This is a genomic window from Flagellimonas myxillae (assembly GCF_023502235.1).
Classification (GTDB): domain Bacteria; phylum Bacteroidota; class Bacteroidia; order Flavobacteriales; family Flavobacteriaceae; genus Flagellimonas; species Flagellimonas myxillae.
Map to the genome: position 1 here is coordinate 369,613 of NZ_JAMFLY010000001.1, position 23,328 is coordinate 392,940.

The 23,328-nt window shown below is 43.1% G+C and carries 24 protein-coding genes; 14 read left to right on the forward strand and 10 right to left on the reverse strand.

Annotation, left to right across the window (positions count from 1 at the left end; all coding sequences use genetic code 11):
- Nucleotides 1-4: 4 nt before the first annotated feature.
- From M3P07_RS01730 to M3P07_RS01760, 7 genes are all read left to right on the forward strand, one after another.
- Nucleotides 5-997, forward strand: a complete 993-nt coding sequence (locus M3P07_RS01730) for a serine/threonine dehydratase (protein WP_249968168.1) — start codon at nt 5-7, stop codon at nt 995-997.
- Between the two features lie 53 nt (nt 998-1,050).
- Nucleotides 1,051-2,229 (forward strand): AIR synthase related protein, encoded by a 1,179-nt coding sequence (locus M3P07_RS01735; RefSeq protein WP_249968169.1) that lies wholly within the window; start codon nt 1,051-1,053, stop codon nt 2,227-2,229.
- 46 nt (nt 2,230-2,275) lie between these two features.
- Nucleotides 2,276-2,740, forward strand: coding sequence for a QcrA and Rieske domain-containing protein (locus M3P07_RS01740; RefSeq protein ID WP_249968170.1), 465 nt, complete (start codon nt 2,276-2,278; stop codon nt 2,738-2,740).
- 23 nt (nt 2,741-2,763) lie between these two features.
- Nucleotides 2,764-3,201, forward strand: coding sequence for a thioredoxin family protein (locus tag M3P07_RS01745; RefSeq protein WP_249968171.1), 438 nt, complete (start codon nt 2,764-2,766; stop codon nt 3,199-3,201).
- Nucleotides 3,198-4,193 (forward strand): FAD:protein FMN transferase, encoded by a 996-nt coding sequence (locus tag M3P07_RS01750; protein WP_249968172.1) that lies wholly within the window; start codon nt 3,198-3,200, stop codon nt 4,191-4,193. Before M3P07_RS01745 ends, M3P07_RS01750 begins: the two co-directional genes overlap by 4 nt.
- An 8-nt stretch (nt 4,194-4,201) precedes the next feature.
- Nucleotides 4,202-4,411 carry a DUF4266 domain-containing protein gene (locus M3P07_RS01755; RefSeq protein WP_249968173.1) on the forward strand — a complete coding sequence of 70 codons (210 nt, stop codon included), beginning with the start codon at nt 4,202-4,204 and terminating at the stop codon, nt 4,409-4,411.
- An 83-nt stretch (nt 4,412-4,494) separates the two neighbouring features.
- The gene (locus tag M3P07_RS01760; RefSeq protein WP_249969431.1) at nt 4,495-5,760 is read left to right on the forward strand and encodes a DUF3570 domain-containing protein; all 1,266 of its coding nucleotides are present in this window, start codon (nt 4,495-4,497) and stop codon (nt 5,758-5,760) included.
- On the opposite strand, the gene M3P07_RS01765 is transcribed toward M3P07_RS01760, so the two are convergent.
- Complete coding sequence (locus tag M3P07_RS01765) at nt 5,747-6,406, reverse strand: ATP-binding cassette domain-containing protein (RefSeq protein WP_249968174.1); 660 nt, start codon at nt 6,404-6,406, stop codon at nt 5,747-5,749. The two genes, M3P07_RS01760 and M3P07_RS01765, sit on opposite strands and share 14 nt — an antisense overlap.
- Entirely contained in the window at nt 6,397-6,702 is a 306-nt protein-coding gene (locus M3P07_RS01770) for a hypothetical protein (RefSeq protein ID WP_249968175.1), read from the reverse strand. Before M3P07_RS01770 ends, M3P07_RS01765 begins: the two co-directional genes overlap by 10 nt.
- Nucleotides 6,703-6,759: 57 nt before the next feature.
- On the opposite strand from M3P07_RS01770, the gene prfA reads away from it, so the two are divergent.
- Both prfA and pyrF read left to right on the forward strand, forming a co-directional pair.
- A complete protein-coding gene (gene prfA, locus M3P07_RS01775; RefSeq protein ID WP_249968176.1) occupies nt 6,760-7,836 on the forward strand; it encodes a peptide chain release factor 1 in 1,077 nt (358 codons plus the stop codon).
- A gap of 91 nt (nt 7,837-7,927) precedes the next feature.
- On the forward strand, nt 7,928-8,746 hold the full coding sequence (gene pyrF, locus M3P07_RS01780) for an orotidine-5'-phosphate decarboxylase (RefSeq protein ID WP_249968177.1): 819 nt from the start codon (nt 7,928-7,930) through the stop codon (nt 8,744-8,746).
- A 5-nt stretch (nt 8,747-8,751) separates the two neighbouring features.
- On the opposite strand, the gene M3P07_RS01785 is transcribed toward pyrF, so the two are convergent.
- Complete coding sequence (locus M3P07_RS01785; protein WP_249968178.1) at nt 8,752-8,946, reverse strand: hypothetical protein; 195 nt, start codon at nt 8,944-8,946, stop codon at nt 8,752-8,754.
- Between the two features lie 196 nt (nt 8,947-9,142).
- Here M3P07_RS01785 and M3P07_RS01790 point away from each other — a divergent pair, with 196 nt between their 5' ends.
- The gene (locus M3P07_RS01790) at nt 9,143-9,652 is read left to right on the forward strand and encodes a hypothetical protein (RefSeq protein ID WP_249968179.1); all 510 of its coding nucleotides are present in this window, start codon (nt 9,143-9,145) and stop codon (nt 9,650-9,652) included.
- Between the two features lie 170 nt (nt 9,653-9,822).
- Here M3P07_RS01790 and M3P07_RS01795 read toward each other — a convergent pair whose 3' ends face one another.
- The 3 genes from M3P07_RS01795 to purU all read right to left on the reverse strand — a co-directional run bounded on the left by M3P07_RS01795 (nt 9,823) and on the right by purU (nt 13,328).
- Nucleotides 9,823-11,346 (reverse strand): helix-turn-helix domain-containing protein, encoded by a 1,524-nt coding sequence (locus M3P07_RS01795; RefSeq protein WP_249968180.1) that lies wholly within the window; start codon nt 11,344-11,346, stop codon nt 9,823-9,825.
- Between the two features lie 362 nt (nt 11,347-11,708).
- Complete coding sequence (locus M3P07_RS01800) at nt 11,709-12,410, reverse strand: DUF4197 domain-containing protein (protein WP_249968181.1); 702 nt, start codon at nt 12,408-12,410, stop codon at nt 11,709-11,711.
- A 69-nt stretch (nt 12,411-12,479) separates the two neighbouring features.
- On the reverse strand, nt 12,480-13,328 hold the full coding sequence (gene purU, locus M3P07_RS01805; protein WP_249968182.1) for a formyltetrahydrofolate deformylase: 849 nt from the start codon (nt 13,326-13,328) through the stop codon (nt 12,480-12,482).
- A gap of 142 nt (nt 13,329-13,470) precedes the next feature.
- On the opposite strand from purU, the gene M3P07_RS01810 reads away from it, so the two are divergent.
- The gene (locus tag M3P07_RS01810) at nt 13,471-16,923 is read left to right on the forward strand and encodes a methylmalonyl-CoA mutase family protein (RefSeq protein WP_249968183.1); all 3,453 of its coding nucleotides are present in this window, start codon (nt 13,471-13,473) and stop codon (nt 16,921-16,923) included.
- A gap of 8 nt (nt 16,924-16,931) precedes the next feature.
- Here the strand turns inward: M3P07_RS01810 and M3P07_RS01815 are convergent, their stop codons facing one another.
- Nucleotides 16,932-17,348: a TIGR03643 family protein gene (locus M3P07_RS01815; RefSeq protein ID WP_249968184.1), complete on the reverse strand. Its 417-nt coding sequence runs from the start codon at nt 17,346-17,348 to the stop codon at nt 16,932-16,934.
- Between the two features lie 122 nt (nt 17,349-17,470).
- On the opposite strand from M3P07_RS01815, the gene M3P07_RS01820 reads away from it, so the two are divergent.
- Together M3P07_RS01820 and M3P07_RS01825 are read left to right on the forward strand one after the other, a co-directional pair.
- The gene (locus tag M3P07_RS01820) at nt 17,471-17,920 is read left to right on the forward strand and encodes an Lrp/AsnC family transcriptional regulator (RefSeq protein ID WP_249968185.1); all 450 of its coding nucleotides are present in this window, start codon (nt 17,471-17,473) and stop codon (nt 17,918-17,920) included.
- A 136-nt stretch (nt 17,921-18,056) separates the two neighbouring features.
- Nucleotides 18,057-19,406 (forward strand): alpha/beta hydrolase, encoded by a 1,350-nt coding sequence (locus tag M3P07_RS01825; protein WP_249968186.1) that lies wholly within the window; start codon nt 18,057-18,059, stop codon nt 19,404-19,406.
- Here the strand turns inward: M3P07_RS01825 and M3P07_RS01830 are convergent.
- Nucleotides 19,393-20,064, reverse strand: a complete 672-nt coding sequence (locus tag M3P07_RS01830) for a DJ-1/PfpI family protein (RefSeq protein WP_417952482.1) — start codon at nt 20,062-20,064, stop codon at nt 19,393-19,395. The two genes, M3P07_RS01825 and M3P07_RS01830, sit on opposite strands and share 14 nt — an antisense overlap.
- Nucleotides 20,065-20,208: 144 nt before the next feature.
- Between M3P07_RS01830 and M3P07_RS01835 the strand changes: the two genes are divergently transcribed.
- The gene (locus tag M3P07_RS01835) at nt 20,209-20,844 is read left to right on the forward strand and encodes a DUF1684 domain-containing protein (RefSeq protein WP_249968188.1); all 636 of its coding nucleotides are present in this window, start codon (nt 20,209-20,211) and stop codon (nt 20,842-20,844) included.
- A gap of 62 nt (nt 20,845-20,906) precedes the next feature.
- Here the strand turns inward: M3P07_RS01835 and M3P07_RS01840 are convergent, their stop codons facing one another.
- Both M3P07_RS01840 and M3P07_RS01845 read right to left on the reverse strand, forming a co-directional pair.
- Nucleotides 20,907-21,962 (reverse strand): outer membrane beta-barrel protein, encoded by a 1,056-nt coding sequence (locus M3P07_RS01840; RefSeq protein WP_249968189.1) that lies wholly within the window; start codon nt 21,960-21,962, stop codon nt 20,907-20,909.
- A gap of 117 nt (nt 21,963-22,079) precedes the next feature.
- Complete coding sequence (locus M3P07_RS01845; protein WP_249968190.1) at nt 22,080-23,327, reverse strand: ammonium transporter; 1,248 nt, start codon at nt 23,325-23,327, stop codon at nt 22,080-22,082.
- Nucleotide 23,328: the final 1 nt, after the last annotated feature.

Genomic DNA, 23,328 nt, shown 5'->3' on the forward strand with positions numbered 1-23,328 from the left:
CGCCATGGCATTGGAAATTAAGCAGGTTGAAAAGGCGAGGACCCGTATTGCCAAATTTGTCCACAATACCCCTGTGCTCACCTCATCTATATTAAATCAATGGCTGGGGCACGAGATATATTTCAAAGCTGAAAACTTTCAGAAAATTGGGGCCTTTAAGGTTAGGGGAGCTTGCAATACCCTGGCTTGGTTAAAGGAGCGTGGTCAAAGCCCGAACCATATAGTGGCCAATAGTTCCGGTAACCATGCCCAAGCAGTAGCATTTGCAGCAAAACGTTTTGGGTTGTCCGCCACTATTTTTATGCCGGAATACTCTTCCCAAGTGAAAATACAAGCCACAAAATCCTATGGTGCAGAGGTAGTACTAAGCAAAACCCGGGATATCACCGATGAAAAAGTTCGGGAGGCCGCCCAAAAGGAAGGGACCTATTGGATTCCCCCCTATAATCATGAGCAAGTTGTTTACGGGCAGGGCACTGCGGCCTATGAAGCGCTATCTGATGTATCCGAAGTAGATGCGGTTTTTGCACCTTGTGGAGGGGGCGGTTTGCTTTCCGGAACCCTAATTGCAGCAAGGGGGCTCTACCCAAAAACAGAAGTCCATGGTGTGGAACCCTTACTGGCAAACGATGCAGCCCAGTCGTTACAAACAGGGAAAATCCAGAGATTGTCCGGAATTCCGGATACCTTGGCCGACGGGGCCATGACGATGGCCGTGGGGGATATAACCTTTGAATATTTAAAGCAATTGGACGGTTTTCATGAAGTTTCCGAGGAAAAAATGAAATACTGGACGCAATGGCTGACACATCTCCTAAAATGCCGAATTGAACCGACCAGCGCGATGACCATGGGTGGGGTTTGTCAATGGTTAAAGGGGGTATCCGGCAGGAAAAAAGTTCTTGTAATACTCTCGGGAGGCAATCTTGATCAGCAAACCACCAACAAAATTTGGGCAGAAGACCATTTAGGCAACCCTCCACTCGATTTGTTGTAAAACAAGGGTGCCAAATAAAGGGTAGTTTCCCTATTTTTGCCCAAAATCCACCTATGTCCTCAGAAACCAGTAAAAGATATGCCCAAAGAGGGGTTTCAGCTTCCAAGGAAGATGTGCACAATGCAATAAAGAACATTGATAAAGGACTCTTTCCCAAGGCATTTTGCAAGATTGTACCCGATTACTTAACGGGCAGCGAGGACCATTGTTTGGTGATGCATGCCGACGGGGCCGGGACCAAATCTTCCTTGGCTTATATGTACTGGAAAGAAACCGGCGATGTTTCAGTGTGGAAGGGTATTGCACAAGATGCGCTGATTATGAACGTCGATGACCTTATCTGCGTTGGGGCTACCGATAACATCATGCTGTCCTCCACGATAGGGCGGAACAAAAATCTGATTCCTGGAGAAGTAATTTCAGCCATTATTAATGGCGCGGAAGCGTTGATTTCCGATTTGGCGGAACACGGAATTGTTATCCATTCCACAGGGGGTGAAACTGCCGATGTGGGCGATTTGGTTCGGACCATTATTGTGGATTCCACCGTAACAGCTAGGATGAGGAGAGATCAGGTTATTGACAATGCCAATATTAAAGCTGGTGATGTTATTGTTGGATTGGCCTCTTATGGGCAGTCCACCTATGAGTCCGAATACAACGGCGGAATGGGAAGTAATGGTCTTACCTCGGCCCGCCATGATGTTTTTGCCAAATATTTGGCGGAAAAATACCCGGAAAGCTTTGATGCTTCTGTACCTGAGGAATTGGTATATGCTGGGAATACCAAATTGACGGATGCTGTGGCAGATGCACCTTTGGATGCCGGAAAATTGGTGCTTTCCCCAACACGGACTTATGCACCAATCATTAAAAGGGTTTTAGGGCAATTTTCATCCAAGGAAATTCATGGAATGGTGCATTGCAGCGGAGGTGCGCAAACCAAAATTCTGCATTTTGTCGATAAGCTTCACATTGTCAAGGACAATCTTTTTCCAATTCCCCCACTGTTTAAATTGATTCAGGAGCAATCTGCTACGGATTGGAAAGAAATGTACCAAGTGTTCAACTGTGGGCACCGTATGGAACTTTATGTGGATGAAGCTGTGGTGAATGATATCATTTCAATTTCAAAGAGCTTCAACGTGGAAGCTCAGGTTATTGGAAGGGTAGAAGCGGGGCAGACGAAAAAATTGACCATCCAAAGTGAGTTCGGGAAGTTTGAATATTAGCATACGAATCCTATCAAAATAGCGTTCTCTCTATAAACCCCACGCTATGGAAAGAAAAAAGTTTCTAAGGAGTTTAGGCGCCGGTGCCGCATTTGCCCTTACTTTTCCCTGTTTAAATGGTTGTTCAAAAGATGCTGAAGGTGGCAATAGAATTGTGCCTTCGGGAGTGGACTTTACCATTGACCTATCTGCACCCTCGGCTGCTGCTTTGGGCAATAATGGTGGCTTCATAGAAGTTGCATCAAACGTTGCCGAAAACGGATTGACCGATATTGTTATAGCCCGTAATTTGGAGGGTGAATTGGTGGCCGCAAGTTTAATATGCAGTCATCAAGGATATGCTGAAGTGGAATTTTCAAGCCAAGATGACGGTATTTTTTATTGCGATGTGCACGGTTCCCGCTTTAGTCAGAACGGAGCCCCTTTAAATCAAGTGGACAGCAATCCAGCGCGAGCTTTGAAAGTGTTTATGACCGAATTAGAGGGTACCACCTTAAGGATTTTCGAATAGTACAAACATTTTAGATTGGACCTATGAGGCAATTGTTGATCATATTGGGCTGTATGTTTATGGGTTCCCTACAAGCCCAGAATTGGCAAGATAGTTTTGAGGATGCCTTGGCCTTGGCTAAAGATCAAGATAAACCCATTGTTTTGGTGTTTTCCGGGTCGGATTGGTGTGGTCCCTGCATTCGCTTAAAGCGTTCCATTCTGGAGACGGAGGACTTTATCAGCTATGCGGATAGCCATTATGTATTATACAATGCCGATTTTCCCAGGAAAAAGAAAAACCAACTGTCGGAAGACAAGTTAAACAACAACAAATCCCTTTTTGCGGAATACAATCCCAAAGGATATTTTCCTTTGGTCGTGGTGTTGGACAAGGACCAAATGGTGCTTGGAAAAACAGGTTTCGATAGACGAGCCTCCCCAAAAGACTATATTGATTTGTTGGATGGATTCATAAAATGAAAAGGTTACTGGTCCTTTCTTGGGTACTGATGGGTTCCCTGTCCTTTGGACAGTCGGAAAAGGATGTGACCGTCAAAAGGACCCTAAAACTTATGGGCACGCGGTTTGAAATTACCGTGGTCGCCCCGAATGAGGAAATTGGTTATATCAATATTAATGAGGCCGTTTCTGAAATCAAACGCATTGAAAAAATTATTTCTTCCTGGGACGAAACCTCAGAAACTTCCCTAGTGAACAATAACGCCGGAATACAGCCGGTAAAGGTGAGCTCCGAACTCTTTGGTCTGGTGGAACGGGCAAAGAAAATATCTGAAATTACCGATGGGGCATTTGATATCTCCTATGCCTCCATGGATAGGATTTGGAAGTTTGATGGCACCATGGACCGCGCTCCTTCCGAAAAAGCGATCCAACTTTCCATATCGAAAATTGGCCATGAAAAAATTATCCTGGACTATAACGAACGGACCATTTTTTTATCGGAAACCGGTATGCGGATTGGCTTTGGGGCTATAGGAAAAGGATATGCAGCCGATAGGGCCAAGGAACTCTTGGTGTCCAAACAGGTAAAAGGTGGCATTATCAACGCCTCTGGTGACTTGACTACCTGGGGGACCAAGACCACTGGTGAAAAATGGTTGGTGGGTATTGCCAATCCATTGAGCAAGGAGAAGGTTTTTAGTTGGCTTCCTGTGGTGGAATCGTCGGTGGCAACATCGGGCAACTATGAAAAGTACATTGTCTTGAATGGGAAAAAGTATTCCCACATTATCGACCCTCGCTCTGGCTATCCCACTTCCGGAGTGCACAGTGTTTCGGTATTTGCAAAATATGCCGAACTCTGCGATGCCTTGGCCACGGCAGTTTTTATTATGGGAAAGGACAGCGGTATCCATTTGATCAATCAAATTGATGGCGTGGAAGTGGTGGTCGTGGATTCGGATAATAAGATCCATAAGAGCTCTGGAATCATGTTCAACAATAATCCCTAATTTTAAGTATGCGCAAATTGCTTTTCCTTTTTATGCTTTTGATTTTTACAAGCTCCTGTGTTGTGGTTCGTGAGTACGACAAGGTGTACCTAAGCGATGCAGAAATGCTTTTGGGAGCTCGACCCTGCGAAAAATTTGAGACCAACTTTCAGATTTTTAGGGAAGCATCGGCCGGAGCAAATGGCGGAAAATCGGGAGGTGGATGTGGATGCAATTAAAGGAAAAACTGGAAAGTTAAAAGTTGAAAATGACGCAATCCAATAATCCAAGATTTCAGCAATTTAGAAACCTAACAATCCCCATGTTTGTTCTTTTGGGGTTATTGGGGGTAAGCTGTTGGTCCCAACAATCCAATACTTCGTACACCAAACGGGTTTTGGAAACCAGCGAAATCGATGCGCTCTTCAGCTATTATAGTCAAGATGGGAGCAATGCTGCGGTTACTGGGGGAGAGGGCACGGAAGAATTAACGGATGCAACTTCCAGTTTGGTACTGCGAATGCCCATGAATGCCAATGATGTACTTACCGTGGATGTGGGTTTATCCGCTTATACTTCAGCCTCCTCCAGCAATGTAAATCCCTTGGACGGAAACAATCTGAACACATCACCCTTCGATGCTTCTTCAGGGGAGTCAAGAAAAGACCTTTTGGCCTATATCAATCCCTCCTATCAGCATAGTTCGGATGATCGCAATTCCATTTGGAGTGGAAACTTATATTTCTCTACCGAATACGATTATTTTTCCGTGGGATTTGGTGGGGGTTATACACGACTATTCAATGAAAAAAATACGGAGGTGTCCGTAAGTGCCCGAGTCTTTTTGGACAAGTGGAACGCCATATACCCCATAGAGCTGCGCAATGGGTTTTTTGACAATCGGATTACGGGTAATGGCACCTATAATCCCAATTTTACCCCCTTTGATCAAGAAACGCGTAGTTCTTACGCTTTTTCTCTTGGCTTCTCACAGATATTGACCAAGAAAATGCAAGGGTCGATATTTATGGATGTTGTATCCCAAAATGGTTTACTGAGCACCCCTTTCCAAAGGGTTTATTTTGGGGATACCGAGGCTTTTTTTATCGATGATTTTCAGTTGGCGGATGATGTGGAACGTTTGCCAGATTCGAGGTTTAAGCTTCCAATCGGGGGTCGCCTAAATTATTATGTCAACGACTTTGTGGTACTGCGTTCCTACTATCGCTTTTATTGGGATGATTGGGGGATAACCTCCCATACCGCGAGTTTGGAGATTCCCTTAAAAGTAACGGAGCGGTTTACCCTGTATCCTACCTATCGCTTTTATTCGCAGTCGGCCGCGGACTATTTTTATCCAAAGGAAGCCGCATTGTCCACTTTTACCTACTATACTTCGGATTATGATCTTTCCCAATATGATGCCCATCAATATGGTTTGGGCGTCCAGTACAAGGATCTCCTTGCCAATGCCCGAATCTTAACTTTCGGATTGAAGACCATAGACCTGCGTTTTAACAAATATGATCGCAGTGATGGTCTTGATGCCTACATCATTACCTTGGGAACCACCTTTATTGGGAATTGAGATTTACATAACCAGAATTCACTAATTCCTCCGGACCACTTATTAATTTAGAAGCCCCTGCATTGAACAGATAAAGTGTGTCGCTCACATCCATAATATCCCGATAGAAATGATCGGTAACAAGGATAATCCGGTCCTGTTTCTGTTCCAATATCAGTTTTTTGATGCGTTCAACATATACAGGAGCTATAAAGGAAAATGGCTCGTCCAATAGCAAAATGTCTTTGTTCTGATGAAGAATGAGGTAGGTTTCCAGCACCCGAACTTCCCCACTGGACAGCATGGAAACTTTACTGTTTTTATAAATCTTGAATCCTTCAAATTCTTTGGTAAACTTTACCCAGTCCACATGAAACAACCTAAAGACCTTGCTGATTTCCATGTTGAAGGGCAACAGCTGATGTTGCGGCAAGTAGGCAATTCGATTGGACAGAAACAGCTTGCTTGTAATTGGAGATCCATCAATACGAATGCTCTTGTATTTTGGCTTGAGACTTCCGAAGAGAATATTGAAAAGAGAGGTTTTGCCTGTTCCATTTCTTCCCAAAATTCCCGTCACCCTTCCTTGTTCGGCCTTTATGTAAATACCCAATAGGATTCGCTTGGTGCCAAAGTTGAGTTCGATATTGTCTATTTCTAAAACCAAACAGAATATATTAGATAGATGACCAGGGTGATAAGCATATCGTAAACCAAGGAAATGGTGAAAAGCATGGGTTTGGAAATTCCAAAGTTCTGGTAAAAAACCAAGTGCTTTTTCAACCGTTCATTCTGGAACAGAATAAAAATCAGGGCCATTGCAATTATTTTGACTGTCAGCGTTGAGACAAGGGGGGCTTTCAGGGCTGCAAGGAGGATGGAAACCAGCGTGGATGCCAAAAGAACACCCTTGTAAAAATGGAAAATCAACGGGTAGGTTCTAAAACGGAGTAGTGCGGACATGATGTTAACTAAATGTACAAATTAATCGTAAATTCGCATCTTAAGGCCGATTGATTTATGCTAGATAAACTCAACATAGTTAAACAACGATTTGATGAGGTTTCCGACCTGATCATACAACCCGATATTATTTCCGACCAGAAGCGGTATGTAAAGCTGAACAAGGAATACAAAGACCTTAAGTTATTGGTGGATAAACGGGATCAGTACATTGCTTTTACCAACAATATCAATGAAGCAGAGGAGATCATTTCTGACGGAAGCGACCCGGAAATGGTTGAAATGGCCAAAATGCAGTTGGACGAGGCCAAGGAAGGTTTGCCCAAACTGGAAGAGGAAATTAAATTTTTGTTGATTCCCAAGGACCCAGAAGATGAGAAGGATGTGGTAATGGAAATCAGGGCAGGTACTGGCGGTGACGAGGCCAGTATTTTTGCCGGTGACCTCTATCGAATGTATTCCAAATATTGTGAGTCCAAAGGTTGGAAAACCAACATCATGGACTTGAGTGAGGGAACCAGTGGGGGTTACAAGGAAATCCATTTTGAGGTGAGCGGAGAGGATGTTTATGGTACCCTAAAGTTTGAGGCCGGGGTGCACAGGGTGCAACGGGTTCCCCAGACAGAGACGCAAGGTAGGGTACACACCAGCGCTGCCACTGTAATGGTGATTCCAGAAGCTGAGGATTTTGATGTGCAGATAGACCCCAAAGATGTTCGAATAGATTATTTCTGTTCTTCGGGACCGGGGGGACAATCGGTGAACACGACCTATTCCGCAGTGCGATTAACGCACGTTCCTACCGGTTTGGTGGCGCAGTGCCAAGATCAAAAGTCACAACACAAGAACAGGGAAAAGGCTTTTAAGGTACTTCGGTCCAGATTATACGATTTGGAGTTGGCCAAAAAGCAGGAAGAAGATGCCGCCAAACGAAACTCCCAAGTGAGTAGTGGTGACCGTTCAGCAAAAATTAGAACGTACAACTATCCCCAAGGAAGGGTAACTGACCATAGGATTGGGCTTACTTTGTACGATTTGCAGAACATAATCAACGGTGATATCCAAAAAATTATTGACGAACTGATGTTGGTGGAGAATACGGAGAAACTGAAGGAAGCATCGGAAATTTTTTAGGTTTCAGTAATCAGTAATCAGTAATCAGAATTTAGGAATCAGATTCTGGTGATGCGGAGAATCAAGGCCCTTTGCAAGCGATAGCTTAATTATGAAAATAGAACAATTAGTTTCCCAAATCCGAAAGAAAAAATCCTTTCTCTGTGTTGGTTTGGACACGGATTTGGACAAAATTCCAAAACATCTGCTTTCTGAAGAAGACCCTGTTTTTGCATTTAACAAGGCGATTATCGATGCTACCCACGAATACTGTGTGGCGTACAAACCCAACATCGCTTTCTATGAGGCTTACGGATTGGAAGGGTGGAAATCTTTGGAGCGTACCATGGAATATTTGAACAGGAATCACCCAGAAATATTTACAATCGCGGATGCAAAACGGGGAGATATCGGAAACACGTCCACGCGTTATGCCAAGGCTTTTTTCGAAACCTTGAATTTTGATTCCATTACCATTGCTCCTTATATGGGAAGGGATTCGGTGGAACCCTTTTTAGCCTTTAAGGACAAGCATACCATTTTGTTGGCCTTAACATCGAATCAAGGTGCCTTCGATTTCCAGACCAAGGATTTGGACGGTCAGGAATTGTACAAGCAAGTGTTGGAAACGTCCCAAAGCTATGAAGGCTCTGAAAATCTTATGTATGTTGTGGGGGCTACAAAGGCTAGCTTTTTAGCAGATATTAGGAAAATAGTTCCAGAAAGCTTTTTGTTGGTGCCAGGTGTTGGTGCTCAAGGAGGAAGTTTACAGGAAGTCTGCAAGTATGGAATGACTTCCGATGTGGGATTGTTGGTAAACTCGTCCCGTGGCATTTTATATGCTTCCGCAGAGGAGGATTTTGCGGAGAAAGCCGCGCTCCAAGCTAAATCCTTACAACAGGATATGGAGGTTGAATTGAATGCGGTTTAAAAAGCCTAGGCCAAGCTCTCCAATACCTTTTTGATACCTTGAGCCTTGCGCTTAAAAAACTCCCCTAAATTGGTGTTGATGTAAGCAGCGTCTGTGGCCATATCAATAAACTTTTGATACCTAAATTCCAAAACCGAAATGGCCTGGTTTCCGCTGGTGATGGGGGTCACTGCCCCAACTCGACAATACTGATTTTTCATTTTCTAAGATTTGTTATAACAAAGATACGTTCAAAATAGGGGCTTGGATTACCCGATGGGCGTGTATACACCTATAAATCAGGTACTTTATCTAAAAATTAACATAGAGGTAAACCGAAACCCGCTGTTTGTATACCCTTTTGGGTAAATTTTAACGTATTTTGAGAACAGCACGAACAAACCAAAACTCTTCAATATGTCAGTACAAAAACTAATTTTGATCGTTGGCCTCTTTGCGATAGCTCCCCTATTTGGTCAAAATTCCACCCCTTGTAATTGCTGCACGGAAAACCACAAAGCCTTTGACTTTTGGATTGGGGATTGGACGGTGTCCAATGCCACCAATGGTGCCCCGGCAGGTACAAGCAAGATACGTCAAGAGGAAGGTGGTTGCGTTATCCGGGAAAATTGGGTCAGCGCCAGCTCTGGCTACACTGGAACAAGCCTTAATTTTTATAATGCCACAGCAGAACGATGGGAACAACTCTGGATAGACAATAGTGGTGCATATTTGAAACTTAAGGGCAATAGAACGGGCAATAAGATGATTCTTGCTTCCGACCCCTTCGATAAGGATGGGAAAAAACTTGTCAACCGAATTACATGGACCGCGAACGAGGATGGAACCGTTAGACAACTCTGGGAAATTCTTGAAGGGGATAAGGTGATCAACACTGCTTTTGACGGACTCTATAAAAAAGAATAAACAGTCCAAAGCGTAATTTGATGACTAATTCAAATGTGTACCTAATGAGACTTGTATACTTCGGGAAGCTTGCTAGGACTGTTTATATTCCTAAAATAGGGGCGTAGGGGTGCTCTTTGGGCTAATCCTGATAAACTTTTACCTTCCCCGACTTAGGATTACTATAAAGGTCAATACCGAAGAATACTTTTTTGGTATTGCGAGGGAGTAAGTTGTGTGTCCTTTTTAAATGCCTTGTTGAAGGTGACCTTGTTATTATAGCCAACTTCGTAGGCTACATTGATGATATTCAATCTTCTGGATTTGTCTTCCAGCAACAGTTGTTTGGCCTCTTTTATCCGGTAGGTATTGACAAACTCATGAAAGCTCACATTGAAATGTTCATTGATGACCTGGGAAGTGTTATGCCTGGTGGTATTTAGTTTTTGAGCCACCATATCTAAATTTATATTGTTTTCCTTGTAGATTTTTTCGTGTGTAAAGAGGTACAACAGACTTTCCTTCAATTCAAGGGAGAGGCTTGGGGTAAGACCAGATTTTTCATACTTGGGAAACAGGCGATTGGTGTAATCGTAGGCACCACTGAACACATCCGGTTGAATATTGGCAGAATATCCAACATATAGCACCATAAGAGCCATCGAAGCAACCGAAATATCAAAAAGGAAACCGGATGAATACTCATTAGTGATCAAAATACCATAGGCCGTATAGGTAATCACATAAAGGATATGGATGTGGTACACGTTCTTTTGCCATATCTGATTTTTAGCTTGAACCAATTTTTCCCGCTTTCCCCTTCCGTACACCTTACCTATAAAATAACCATATACGGTGAGTGAGATTATTTTGAGAACCACCAATAATATCAGCTTGTTGGAATCCTGTGGGTTTAGGCCATGTTGTACCCGGGAAAGCATCCATTGAATCTTGGTCTCGCATGGGAAAGAATACACTTTGTAGCTCAAATACCCTACAAGTATCGCCGTTGGAATAAGGTGAATCAAGTCTCGAGACTTGAACCTGTATTTTTGGATAGTGGACTTAAAGTAGAAATAGAGTAGTGGGCCATATAAAAATGAAGCCCAGGTGGTCATCAGATAGGTGTGGGGATATTGAAAGTAATAATTGGAACTATTGATGGCAATGTGCAGGATAAAAAACGAATGCAAAAAAATGAAAGTAGCTATCAGGAATCGGGGAGATCGATGTATTCGCCGGTTCAAACAAATTAAAATAACTACATAAAATCCAATTAGGGCAACAAAAAGATATAGAAGTGACCATGAGGTGATTTTGGGAATCACCATTTCGGAAATATCCTTGAACTCCTCCGTTTTGCGAATGGGATCAAATCCCTCATTTAAAAGAAAATTGGGATTGAACTCCACTTGGAGATAATCGTTCAACGTGCTAATGGATTGTTTAGGATGCCCTAACGCGGCCTCACTAAGTGCAATCCGTTTTAACACATGTGTTTGTTCTTCCAGGGAGGCATCGACATTCTTTCTGTAAATTGACAGGGCCTTTTTGTACCTATGGATGTTGTAATAGTAATCGGCCCATTCCAGAGAGTCTTGAAGGGTGGGTGCCGGTGGAATCCGTGCAAAACTTGCGGTGCCAGAGGTGCTCATTGCCAAACACAAGTTGCATGACATCACAACCAGAATTACGAAGAAGCCCAACCGTCCCATGTGTTGATTAGTGAATTAGCCTTCTTGAAATTACCAATTTAACACACTGGATTTGTTAAAAAAAAACTAAAAACCGTAAATCCCGATAATAGTTTACCTTTTGTAATTTGATTTAAATATGCTTTTAGCCTGAATTTTTTTGGGTTTTGAGGGAGAATAAAAAATGAAAAAACCGGTGCACGCACCGGTTTAAACTAACTAACTCAAAAAAATGCTAACTCAGATAACTTGTCACAAAACTCTTTTTTAACAATTTAAACGAAGTTAAATTAACTTTAGGATTTTGTTAAAATTGTTCTGCTTGTGTTATCATAGTAACGATTATTTGTCCTACATATTGCATTATTATGAAAATTTTAGCATTAATCTTGTAAAGCAAACACCTTTTTTAACAATTCAGTGGTCCTGGACGAAATATTAGTACGAATTTTCTTCTCTTCCACAGCGATCATGGTGTACACCCCACCTAGAGCTTCTTGGGTAGTATAGTCAGTTAGATCCGGATTTACATCAGTGGTAAGTGGCAAATTATTGTACTTGGTAATGATGTTTCTCCAGATCACATCAGCCCCAACTTTATTGAAAGACTGTTCAATGACCGGATTGAATTTATTGTACAATTTGGTTTCGGTGGTGCGTTGCAAGTAGGACGTGGCAGCGTTGTCCGAACCCAATAAAATTTGTCGGGCATCGGCAAAACTAATGCCCTTAACAGCATCCACGAATATGGGAATGGCTTGATCAACAGCATCCTCGGCCGCCCTGTTCAAAATTCGTAGTCCTTCATCGGCCAGATTGCCAAGTCCAACATCACGTAGGGTTTTATCAACCTTTTTTAATTCATCGGGCAAGAGAATTTTCACCAGCTCATTTTTGAAGAACCCATCTTTTAAAGCCAATTTATTGACCTGTTTTTCAATCCCCAGTTTTAGGGCGTCCCTTAAAGCCTGTGCAATTTCGGCATTTCCGATGGTGGTTCCCTGAGGTAATTGGTTAACAACCTGTTGCAATTCAGTACAACTTGCCAATTGAAATAGCAATACACACAATATGAATCGTTTCATGTTTCAATGTTTTATAGTTGAAGTCAAGTTACTGCATAACTCCAATAAATCAACTTGAAAGAAACAATTTTATGAAAAGATCACAGTCTTGTTGTTGTAGACAATTGTTTTACGCGCCACATGAAAATGGACAGCGCGGGACAACACAATTTTTTCCAAATCCCTTCCTTTGGCGATAAAATCCTTGATGGAGTGCGAATGGGAAACCGTGGTTACATCCTGTTCAATAATGGGGCCTGCATCCAGTTCTTCGGTAACATAGTGACTGGTGGCACCAATAATTTTAACACCACGTTCAAAAGCGGCATGATAAGGTTTCGCACCTGCAAATGCCGGTAGAAAAGAATGATGGATATTGATGATTTTATGCGGAAACACATCAATTACCTTGGGCGAGACAATTTGCATATATCGAGCTAGCACGATAAAATCCACTTCATGTTTTTGTAATAATTTGAGCTGCTGTTCCTCTGCAGATTCGCGAATATCCCTGGTAAACGGAACATGATAATAAGGAATACCAAATTGCTCCGCGATGTAAGATAGGTCCGGGTGGTTGCTCAAAATGAATGGAATGTCTACTTGAAGCTCTCCAGAGTTATATCTGCTCAACAGGTCATAAAGACAGTGGTTGTACTTGGATACAAAAATGGCCATTTTGGGTTTAATGCCATCTTCATAAATACCCCACTTCATCTGATACTTTTGTGCCAGTTCCCGGTCAAATCCATCCTTGAAATGAGATAATTCAGGGGCAAGTTCAAATTCGCTCTCCAAACGCATAAAGAATACACCGGCTTCTTTGTCCACATGTTGGTCCAGATAAATGATGTTTCCCTTTTGTTTATGGATAAACCGTGTCACCGAACTAATAATTCCCGGTTGATCCGCACAGTGAATGAGTATGGTTAGCTTCATGCCATTATTTTAACCGGGTAAAATTATGATATTCAAAAAAAGCAAGCCTCCTTTTGGTGAATTTTTGTAATATTCTAAGTAAAATCGATTTTAGCCTGCATTTTCCGTAAATTGCAGGGCAAATACAGAGCCTTTATTGCCAATGAAACAATCAAAGCCTTATCAGCCCAAAAACAAAGTAAGGATAGTTACGGCCGCTTCCCTTTTCGATGGACACGATGCCGCCATCAACATTATGCGGCGAATAATCCAATCTACAGGTGTTGAGGTGATCCATCTGGGGCATGATAGAAGTGTGGCCGAAGTTGTGGAATGTGCCATACAGGAAGATGTAAATGCCATTGCCATGACATCCTATCAAGGAGGGCATAACGAGTATTTTCGATATATGTACGACCTCTTGCAGGAACATGGCGCGGGACATATCAAAATATTTGGTGGGGGAGGTGGAGTAATTCTTCCCACAGAGATAAAGGCACTCATGGAGTACGGTATAGAGCGTATTTATTCCCCGGACGATGGCAGGGAAATGGGCTTGCAGGGAATGATCAACGACTTGGTCAGCAGGTGTGACGTTCCCGTACCCAACCTGGAATTACCTAAAAAGAAAACCCTAGCGGAGCTGCTAAAGGATAAACAGGTGAACACCTTGGCAAGGCTAATTTCTTTGGCGGAGAACCGCCCGATAGATTTTGAGACTTATCGATCGCAACTGGAAAAGGCCTCAAAGAATCCTCCCGTTTTAGGAATTACGGGTACTGGGGGAGCCGGAAAATCGAGTTTGGTAGATGAGCTGGTCAGACGATTTTTGACCGACTTCGAGGATAAACACATCGGGATAATCTCTGTAGATCCCTCAAAACGGAAAACGGGTGGCGCGCTGCTGGGTGACAGGATTCGTATGAACGCCATTAACAATAAAAGGGTGTATATGCGCTCTTTGGCCACAAGGCAATCCAATCTTGCCCTGTCCAAACATGTGGCAGAGGCGGTACAAGTACTTAAAGCGGCCCAGTTTAATCTGATAATTTTGGAAACCTCCGGGATAGGCCAGTCCGATACTGAAATCCTGGAACACAGCGATGTTTCCCTTTACGTTATGACTCCTGAATTTGGTGCAGCAACCCAATTGGAAAAAATTGACATGCTGGATTTTGCCGATATCGTTGCTATCAACAAATTCGACAAAAGAGGGGCGTTGGATGCCTTAAGGGATGTGAAAAAGCAATACATGCGGAACCATGGTTTATGGGACCAAACAGAAGATGAATTGCCGATTTTTGGAACCATTGCCTCCCAATTCAACGATTCCGGGATGAACCAGTTGTATAAAGCCGTAATGGCAACTTTGGTGCAAAAAACGGATGCGGATTTGCAGTCTTCCTTTGAAGTAGGTGGTGGAATGTCGGAGAAAATCTATGTGATTCCGCCCGCTAGAACAAGGTATTTGTCGGAAATCGCGGAGAACAATAGAGCTTATGATGATAAGGTTTTGACACAGAAAAAAATTGCCCAACAACTTTACGGTATATTTCTGACCTTGACCTCCATTCTTGATAATAAAGTGTCCCATTCCCATCTCTTGTCCAAATCCGGATTGAATGAAAATAAGGTGTTGGAACACCTTGAACAGGAAAGCGACCAGGAATTTGCAAGGCTCTTGTTAAAGGAATTTGATAAGGTAAAAATGAACTTGGACCCCCACAATTGGGAAATTGTGGTCAACTGGGAGGAGAAAGTGAATCGGTACAAGTCCGAAACCTATTCCTTTAAGGTAAGAAACAAAGAAGTTTATATCCAGACACATACCGCTTCATTGTCCCAAAGTCAGATTCCGAAGGTTGCGTTGCCCAAATATGAGGCCTGGGGAGATGTCCTCCAATGGAATTTGCAGGAGAACGTTCCTGGTGAGTTTCCATATACCTCTGGCCTGTATCCTTTTAAAAGGGAAGGAGAAGACCCTACCCGAATGTTTGCAGGGGAAGGCGGACCTGAGCGTACCAATAGAAGGTTTCATTATGTGAGTTTGAACATGCCAGCAAAGCGTCTTTCCACAGCTTTTGATTCGGTGACCCTTTACGGCAATGATCCTGACCATAGACCAGATATTTATGGAAAAATTGGAAATGCAGGAGTTTCCATTTGCTGTTTGGACGATGCCAAGAAATTGTACTCCGGATTTGATTTGAGCGATTCAATGACCTCGGTCAGTATGACCATTAATGGCCCGGCTCCCATGCTTTTGGCATTTTTTATGAACGCCGCCATTGACCAGAATTGTGAGAAGTACATCAAGGAAAAGAGTCTGGAAAAAGAAGTGGAAAAGACTTTGTCCAAGATATTCGCCGGAAGGAAAATGGAGCGTCCGAGATATGCAGGGGAACTCCCGGAAGGAAACGATGGATTGGGACTTATGCTGCTGGGAGTTACCGGGGACCAAGTCTTGCCCAAAGCAGTATATGACAAAATCAAAAAAGAAACCTTGGGACAGGTTAGGGGAACGGTTCAAGCAGATATATTAAAGGAGGACCAGGCACAAAATACCTGTATATTTTCAACAGAGTTTGCCCTACGCCTCATGGGGGATGTGCAAGAGTACTTTATTTCGAACGAGGTCCGTAATTTTTATTCCGTTTCCATTTCGGGATATCATATTGCGGAAGCGGGTGCGAACCCTATCACCCAGTTGGCCTTTACCTTGGCCAATGGCTTTACCTATGTGGAGTACTATTTGAGTAGGGGAATGGACATTGACCAGTTTGGTCCCAACCTTTCCTTCTTCTTTTCCAATGGGGTGGATCCAGAATATGCGGTGATAGGAAGAGTGGCCAGACGGATTTGGTCCAAGGCCATGAAAAAGAAATATGGGGCCAACCCAAGAGCGCAAATGCTAAAATACCACATCCAAACCTCGGGTAGAAGTCTGCATGCCCAGGAGATAGATTTTAATGATATCCGTACCACTTTGCAAGCGCTGTATGCCATTTACGACAATTGCAATTCCCTGCATACCAATGCTTATGACGAAGCCATTACCACTCCCACCGAAGAATCTGTGCGCAGGGCCATGGCCATACAACTGATCATAAACAAGGAACTAGGCTTGGCCAAGAATGAAAATCCAATGCAAGGTTCCTTTATCATAGAGGAGCTTACCGATTTGGTAGAGGAGGCCGTACTGGTTGAGTTTGACCGTATTACCGAACGTGGTGGGGTTTTGGGTGCCATGGAGACCATGTACCAACGTTCCAAAATCCAGGAAGAGAGTCTGCACTACGAAACCTTGAAGCATACTGGGGAATATCCGATTATTGGGGTGAATACGTTTTTGAGCTCCAAGGGATCCCCTACCGTGTTACCCGACGAAGTTATCCGGGCAACCGAGTCGGAAAAACATGATCAAATAAAGACGTTGGAGAACCTGCATTCAGGGCATAAAGACAAGGCCGCTACCATGCTGGGAGAACTACAGCAAACTGCAGTACAAAACGGAAATATATTTGAAAAGTTGATGGAAGTGGGCAAAATTTGCTCCTTGGGACAAATAACCCAGGCCCTATTCCAAGTGGGCGGGCAATATCGACGCAATATGTAAATGTCCGGTTAGGAGGATGGGTCGTTCCCGTTCCCAGGATGGAATGACTTGCGCCACTTTTTAAAGGACGATCTAAACGTCTTGATTTCCCCTCGTAATAGGTTCAAATACTCTTTTTCCTTAACTCCATCCCGCTCCAGGCCGTTGCAATATGCCAAAATGTTTCGCGTCATTATATTGATGAAAGTAAGGCTTCGCATCTTAACCGAATACGAATTGCTCAGGGCAGCTTGTTCCACTTCCTTGGTTATTTGGACGGCATCTGTCATTAAGGACTGACTGATATCGTCCCTAAAACTTCCAATTTTGGGTAAAGAAAACAAATCTTTGTTCCGGGAGAAATAGTGGGCAACCGCTTCGCTTAAATCGCGTAGGGCCAGGGATCTTTGGTAAACACCAAGTGAATTTAATGATTGTCTCTCCATTTTTTCAATAGCAATTTTTCATTATAAAATTACATATCAAAAGGATAACTTAACTTTGAAATCAAAAGCAATAATTCAAATTCTCTTTGGAATGTTAATTATAATGTGATTTTACTTAAAAAATGAAGATAGATGAACTCAACTGGCAAATCCTTACCTGTTTACAGGAAAATTCTAGGGAGACTTTTGCCAATATCGGACGTAAAATAGGGCTTACACCCCCTGCAGTGGCAGAGCGGGTGAAGAAAATGGAGGACGTTGGAATAATCCAGGGTTATAATACCAAGGTTTCCTATGCTCTGGCAGGTCATCAACTAAAGGCCATTATTATGCTTCGGGCGTTTGTAGGAAAGTTGAAACCCTTTTTGGGCAAGGTGGATACCTTTCGGGAAGTGGTCAATTGTTATCGGATTACCGGGAACGAAAATATTATAATGGAAGTCGTGCTAAAGGATCAATCCCATTTGGAAAAATTTATAGACCAACTCATTGTGTACGGGGAGTGCCGTACCCATATTGTGTTGTCTGATGTAATTTCAAATGCTCCCATAAAAAACGGTAAGGTTTACTAAAGAATTTCGATTATTTTTAGTAGACCTAAGAATGTATCCTCTTTGGCTAGATTTTTGTTGTGAAAGGAATATGAAAAAAAATCTCGTTTTACTTTTTCTTGCCTTATTTGTTGCGCCGAGTGTTTTTTCCCAGCAAATGGTACTGAGAAAGGGGGCGGTTTTGAACGCCCTTCCTGTGAATGACACCCTTCCAGAAACCTATTCACTTTATTTACCTTCCAATTTTTCAACCGATAAAAAATGGCCCCTGCTTGTCGTTTTTGATTTGAATGGAAAGGAATCGCAGGCGCTTGCCATGTTTGTTATGGCGGCAGAGGACGAGGGCTACATTTTGGCCGCACCTCAAGTTCGGGATACAGCCTCTTTGGCCAATAATATGGCGATAACCACAAGGGCGGTCCAAAAAATAATGAAATTGTTGCCCATTCATAAATCCAGGATTTATACGGCGGGTGAGGGGTCTGGAGGGCGGTTCGCCAACTTGGTGCCAACACTTTCAAAGGATGTAAGCGGGGCAATTTCCATTGGGTCCGACATAACCAATACCGAACTCCTGAACATAAGGCGTCCCTTTCATTTTATAGGGATAGTCAACAAGAGAAATTACAACTATCCGGGCCTTTTGTCCTCTGAAAAAATCTTGGATCGGATACGATTTCCAAATCAGGTGCTTATCCATGCCGAGGAAAAGGAATGGCCCCATATCTCATATCTAAAGAAATCCTTGCAATTGCTCACGCTCAATGCCATGAAAAGGAAATTGGTTCCCAAGGATTCGAGCTATGTTGAAATGGCATACCAAGAAGACTTGGCACAAGCGAATCAACTAAGGAATAGTATGAAATTGTTGTTGGCGGAACATCACTTAAGCGAGATGATGGGAGTTTATGGCGCCCATAAAAACTTGGATTCACTACGATTGCTGCAACGTTCCATTAGAAGAAACAAAATGTTCAGAAACATGAAGAGATTGGAAAATGCCTCCTTCTTGAAAGAGTCCCTATTAAAGGAGGATTACCTCTACGATATGGAAGAGGACCTCTTAACCTATAATTTCAACAATTTGGGCTGGTGGAATTTCCAAATGGGGGAAATCAACAAGTTTATTGAGGGATCCAGCAAGTATGAAAGCGACATGGGGTACCGATTATTGGGTTACATCAATGCTTTGGCAGAAGATAATATTGATATTGTAGCCTCCGAGGAATTGGTTGATGAGGGCGCCTTGATCTTTCTTTATATGTTGAAGACCATCTTGGAGCCGCAAAATTTCAATTTTTACTTAAAAGTCATTTCGTTGAGTTCCAAGAACGAGGATTATGGAACGGCCTTGTTTTATCTAGAGGAAGCGCTGAAAAAAGGGTTTGCCGATACGGATAAACTGTACAGTTTGGAACATACCACTTTGCTTCGTATTGACCCAAAATTCAATGCCTTGGTGTCGAAATATTTAGAGGACGCCCGCTATAATATCAAGGAGCAATAAACTTCGGAACCTCCTCCAAATTCCAATCGATGACCAATCCGCCCGCGATGGATTCGGCAATTTCCTTCCCGTATAAATACTCGCATAGGTAAAGGGCGGCTTCAAAACTTTTAGCACCTCCTGCTGAGGTAATGTATTTTCCATCATGCACAAAGAGTACACTGTCCTTGATATCTAAATGGGGGAACATGACCTTATATTTGGGTATGTCGCTGGGAAAGGTGGTAGAGGCCACCTTATCCAGGATACCGGTTTTCGCCAACACAAAGGCCCCATCGCAATGCGAGGTTACAAAAAGCGCATCCTTGTCCGCTTTTTTCACAAAATCCAACATAATAGAGTCCTTCAGGTCTGTGTCCAAATGATGCTCTGCGCTGGGAACCACCAATACATCAATTTTTGGAATGGAATCTTGGGTGTAGTCAAAATCCGGCAGAATCCGAACCCCCTCAAAAGAGGTGATCGGGTCCAAGGTGTTAGCCACCGTAAAGGTGTTCATGGCTTTAATGCCCTTGCGGTATTGGGTGTGCTGAAAAATATCGAACGGAGCGGTGAACTCTGTGTTGTACACCCCATCCATGATTAAAAAGGCCACATTGTACCGATTCGGTTCCAGGGTTGGCATTACCCTTTGTGTGGTTTTGGATTCGGCTTCCATTGGTTTTCTTTCGCCACAGGAAACGATTGTAAACAAAAGGGAAATTGCGAGGACTTTTTTAAGCATCGTACTTTATTTTGATGTGCGAGATGCTAAGGTACCAATCAAAATGATTTCCGCTACTTTTATATCAAATTTAAAAGGATGAAATATTTGGTTCTCGTTGTGTGCAGTCTGATGATGGCATGTAAATCCGATAAAAAATACCATTCTGAGGTTAAGGAATCTCATGCCCAATCAAGATTAATGCAAGGAATCCTCGATTTTCAGGAGGATTTGAACGCTTCCTTCAAGGACCCTGAGACCTCCCCATTACCGGACAGATTTCGAAAGGACTTTGAAACTTTGGATTTTTATCCTGCAGATACAACCTATGTGGTCACGGCTGTATTGGAACGTACTCCCAATGCTCTTCCTTTTCTTATGAAAACCACCACGGACGAACAGCGACAAGAAGTGGTTTATGGGGTGGCCCATTTTCAACTGAACAGGATACAACACCAACTGGAAATTTATCAAAGTTTAGATGAAACCTCCGATGCTTACGAGGATTATTTGTTCTTGCCGTTTTTGGACGATACCAATGGTGGGGAAACTTATGGTGGTGGACGCTATATAGACCTGACCGTTCCAAAGGGAGATTCCATCGTGATTGATTTTAATCGAGCGTACAATCCCTATTGCGTTTACAATAAGAAGTACTCCTGCCCTCTGGTGCCAAGGCAAAATTATTTGAGAACTAGCGTGAAGGCAGGAGTGAAAGACTTTATCAAGGAATAAAAAAGCCTTACTCCCGGGGGAATAAGGCTTTTTAACTTTCAATTAATCAGGTTTTTAATTTGCTAGAACGAATAGATCGCTGCAACAAGAAATGAAGCCAAGCTGGATGTTGGGTCGGCGTCTGTATCAATAAAAGCATCTTCCGAAGCACTATCCAATCGTAGTTCAGGTTTTAGAATCAGGTCACCAATAGTGGCGCTTCCGGTTAGGGTAAGTGCAAGTACGCTTGCGTCCCCATCAGCATCAGCTGCTCCTATGGCACCAAAAAAGTCACCTTCCATAAAGTACTCACCCCTTAGTCCAATGGTGAAGTTATCGGAGGTGGCCAATTGTGGGTAAAGTGCTACCCCGGTAAAACTACCGCCATCGTCTTCCTGGCTAAAGTGGGCCGCGTTGATTCCCAAGAAAAAATCTTCGGTTACATCGAACCCGCCGGTGTAATCCACCTCAAAACCACCTTGGCTATACAAGAAGTTCAAAAATTGACCGGAATATCCCAATTGTGCACCTACTGCGTAATCCCCAGTTCCGTTAAGCTCTGTTAGATCCGTTGGATTCATAACAGCCAACATGGCGCTCCATTCGTTGCCAAGGTCGAAATCGGCCTTTAATCCTGTGTGGCTAAATGGCCCATAGGAGAACAAATAGGAAGTGCTGTAGTTGAAATTGGCCGCGGGCGAAATTACTTCATACCCCAAGAAGGTGTTGAAGTTACCGAAGGTAAGGGTGACGTTGTCGCTTACATTCCAATACACATACAATTGGTTTACAATGTCGCCTGTGGCTGAGTACATGGGAGAAGCGAAAATGGCATCGGTACCCCTAGGGCCAAAAACCAAATCGGCCACAAATCCTACATCATCGCCATCGTAGCTGGCAATTACGTTTGCCATACCTAGGGAAAACCCGTCTAAATTGGCAAAAGAAGAGCCTGGGGCTATGGCGTCTTCCCCATTGGGGGCGGTTAAGTTCGTTCTAAAATAAGCATCTACCGTGCCAGTAAATTCGAACTTGGATTTGGCTTCTTCTTCCTCTTGTGCGAAGGCTAAAATTGGCATGCTTGCCAGGGCAATAAAAGCTATTTTTTTTATGTATTTTGTGCTGATAATCGTTTTCATAATCTTAAACATTAGGTGCCTCAATACAGAAGCATTTATTTGTATTAAATTGAGATTGTTACAGTGAAAAAGGTTATTTAACGGAGCGTTCTGCCAAACGCTCCGTTTCCTTTTATTTTAATGTTGGTTCATTCTAAAATCGGCATAGGCGTCCATACCGTGTTCGTGAATATCGAGTCCTTGAAGCTCTTCTTTTTCGGTTACCCTTATGCCAGCAAACTTCTTCACCGCAAAGAGAATGATGAAGGCAGATAGGGGACAGAATAATGCCACCGAACCTACACCGGCCAATTGTACTAAAAACTGGTCGAATCCTGCTAGTTTTCCAAAAATACCTACGGCAAGGGTACCCCAAATACCGCAAATCAAGTGGACCGCTACTGCTCCTACCGGATCATCCAATTTTAGTCTATCTATCAAGGCGACCCCGGCTACAATCACGATACCTGCGATCAAACCGATCAGCACTGCTTCGTTTGGTGACATTTGATCTGCGCCAGCCGTGATGCCCACCAATCCACCAAGTATTCCGTTTAGGAACATAGTAAGGTCGTAGTTTTTATACGCCAAGAAAGAAGTTAGGAATGCGGACACTCCACCAGCGGCTGCTGCCAAAGATGTGGTTACCAATACCAGAGAAGTCAATTCTGGATCGGCCGATAGTACAGACCCTCCATTAAATCCAAACCAACCCAACCATAGGATAAGTACACCGGCTGCTGCCAATGGAAGATTGTGTCCTGGGATAGCCTTTGGTTTTCCATCTTCTCCAAACTTTCCGATTCTTGCACCAAGAAGGTAAATGGCGATCAAAGCTCCCCATCCTCCTACGGAATGCACCAATGTAGATCCGGCGAAATCATAGAAGCCCTCTGCTTCACCAAAAGAAAGTGTTGAAAGGAATCCACCTCCCCATTGCCAAGAACCGACTATGGGATAAATGATGCCGACGTAAATGATGGTGAAAATCATAAATCCACCTAGTTTAACACGCTCCGCAACTGCACCGGAAACGATGGTTGCCGCAGTTGCAGCAAACATACCTTGGAAAAGGAAATCGGTCCACCAAGTGTAACCGCCGTCGGCGTAATCCGGGGTCATTCCCCCTTCAGGTGCTGCGATACCGGGATTAATTCCTGCAACAAATCCATTAAATTCTCCAGGGTACATTAAATTAAATCCAAATGCGTAGTACAATAGAAGACCTACACATATAATAAATACGTTCTTAAATAATATGTTTACCGTATTCTTTTGACGAGTGAGTCCAATCTCCAGAAAGGAGAATCCCAAGTGCATAAAAAACACCAGGGCGGTACAAATCATCATCCATACGTTGTTAGCTGTAAATAATCCTGCGTCCATA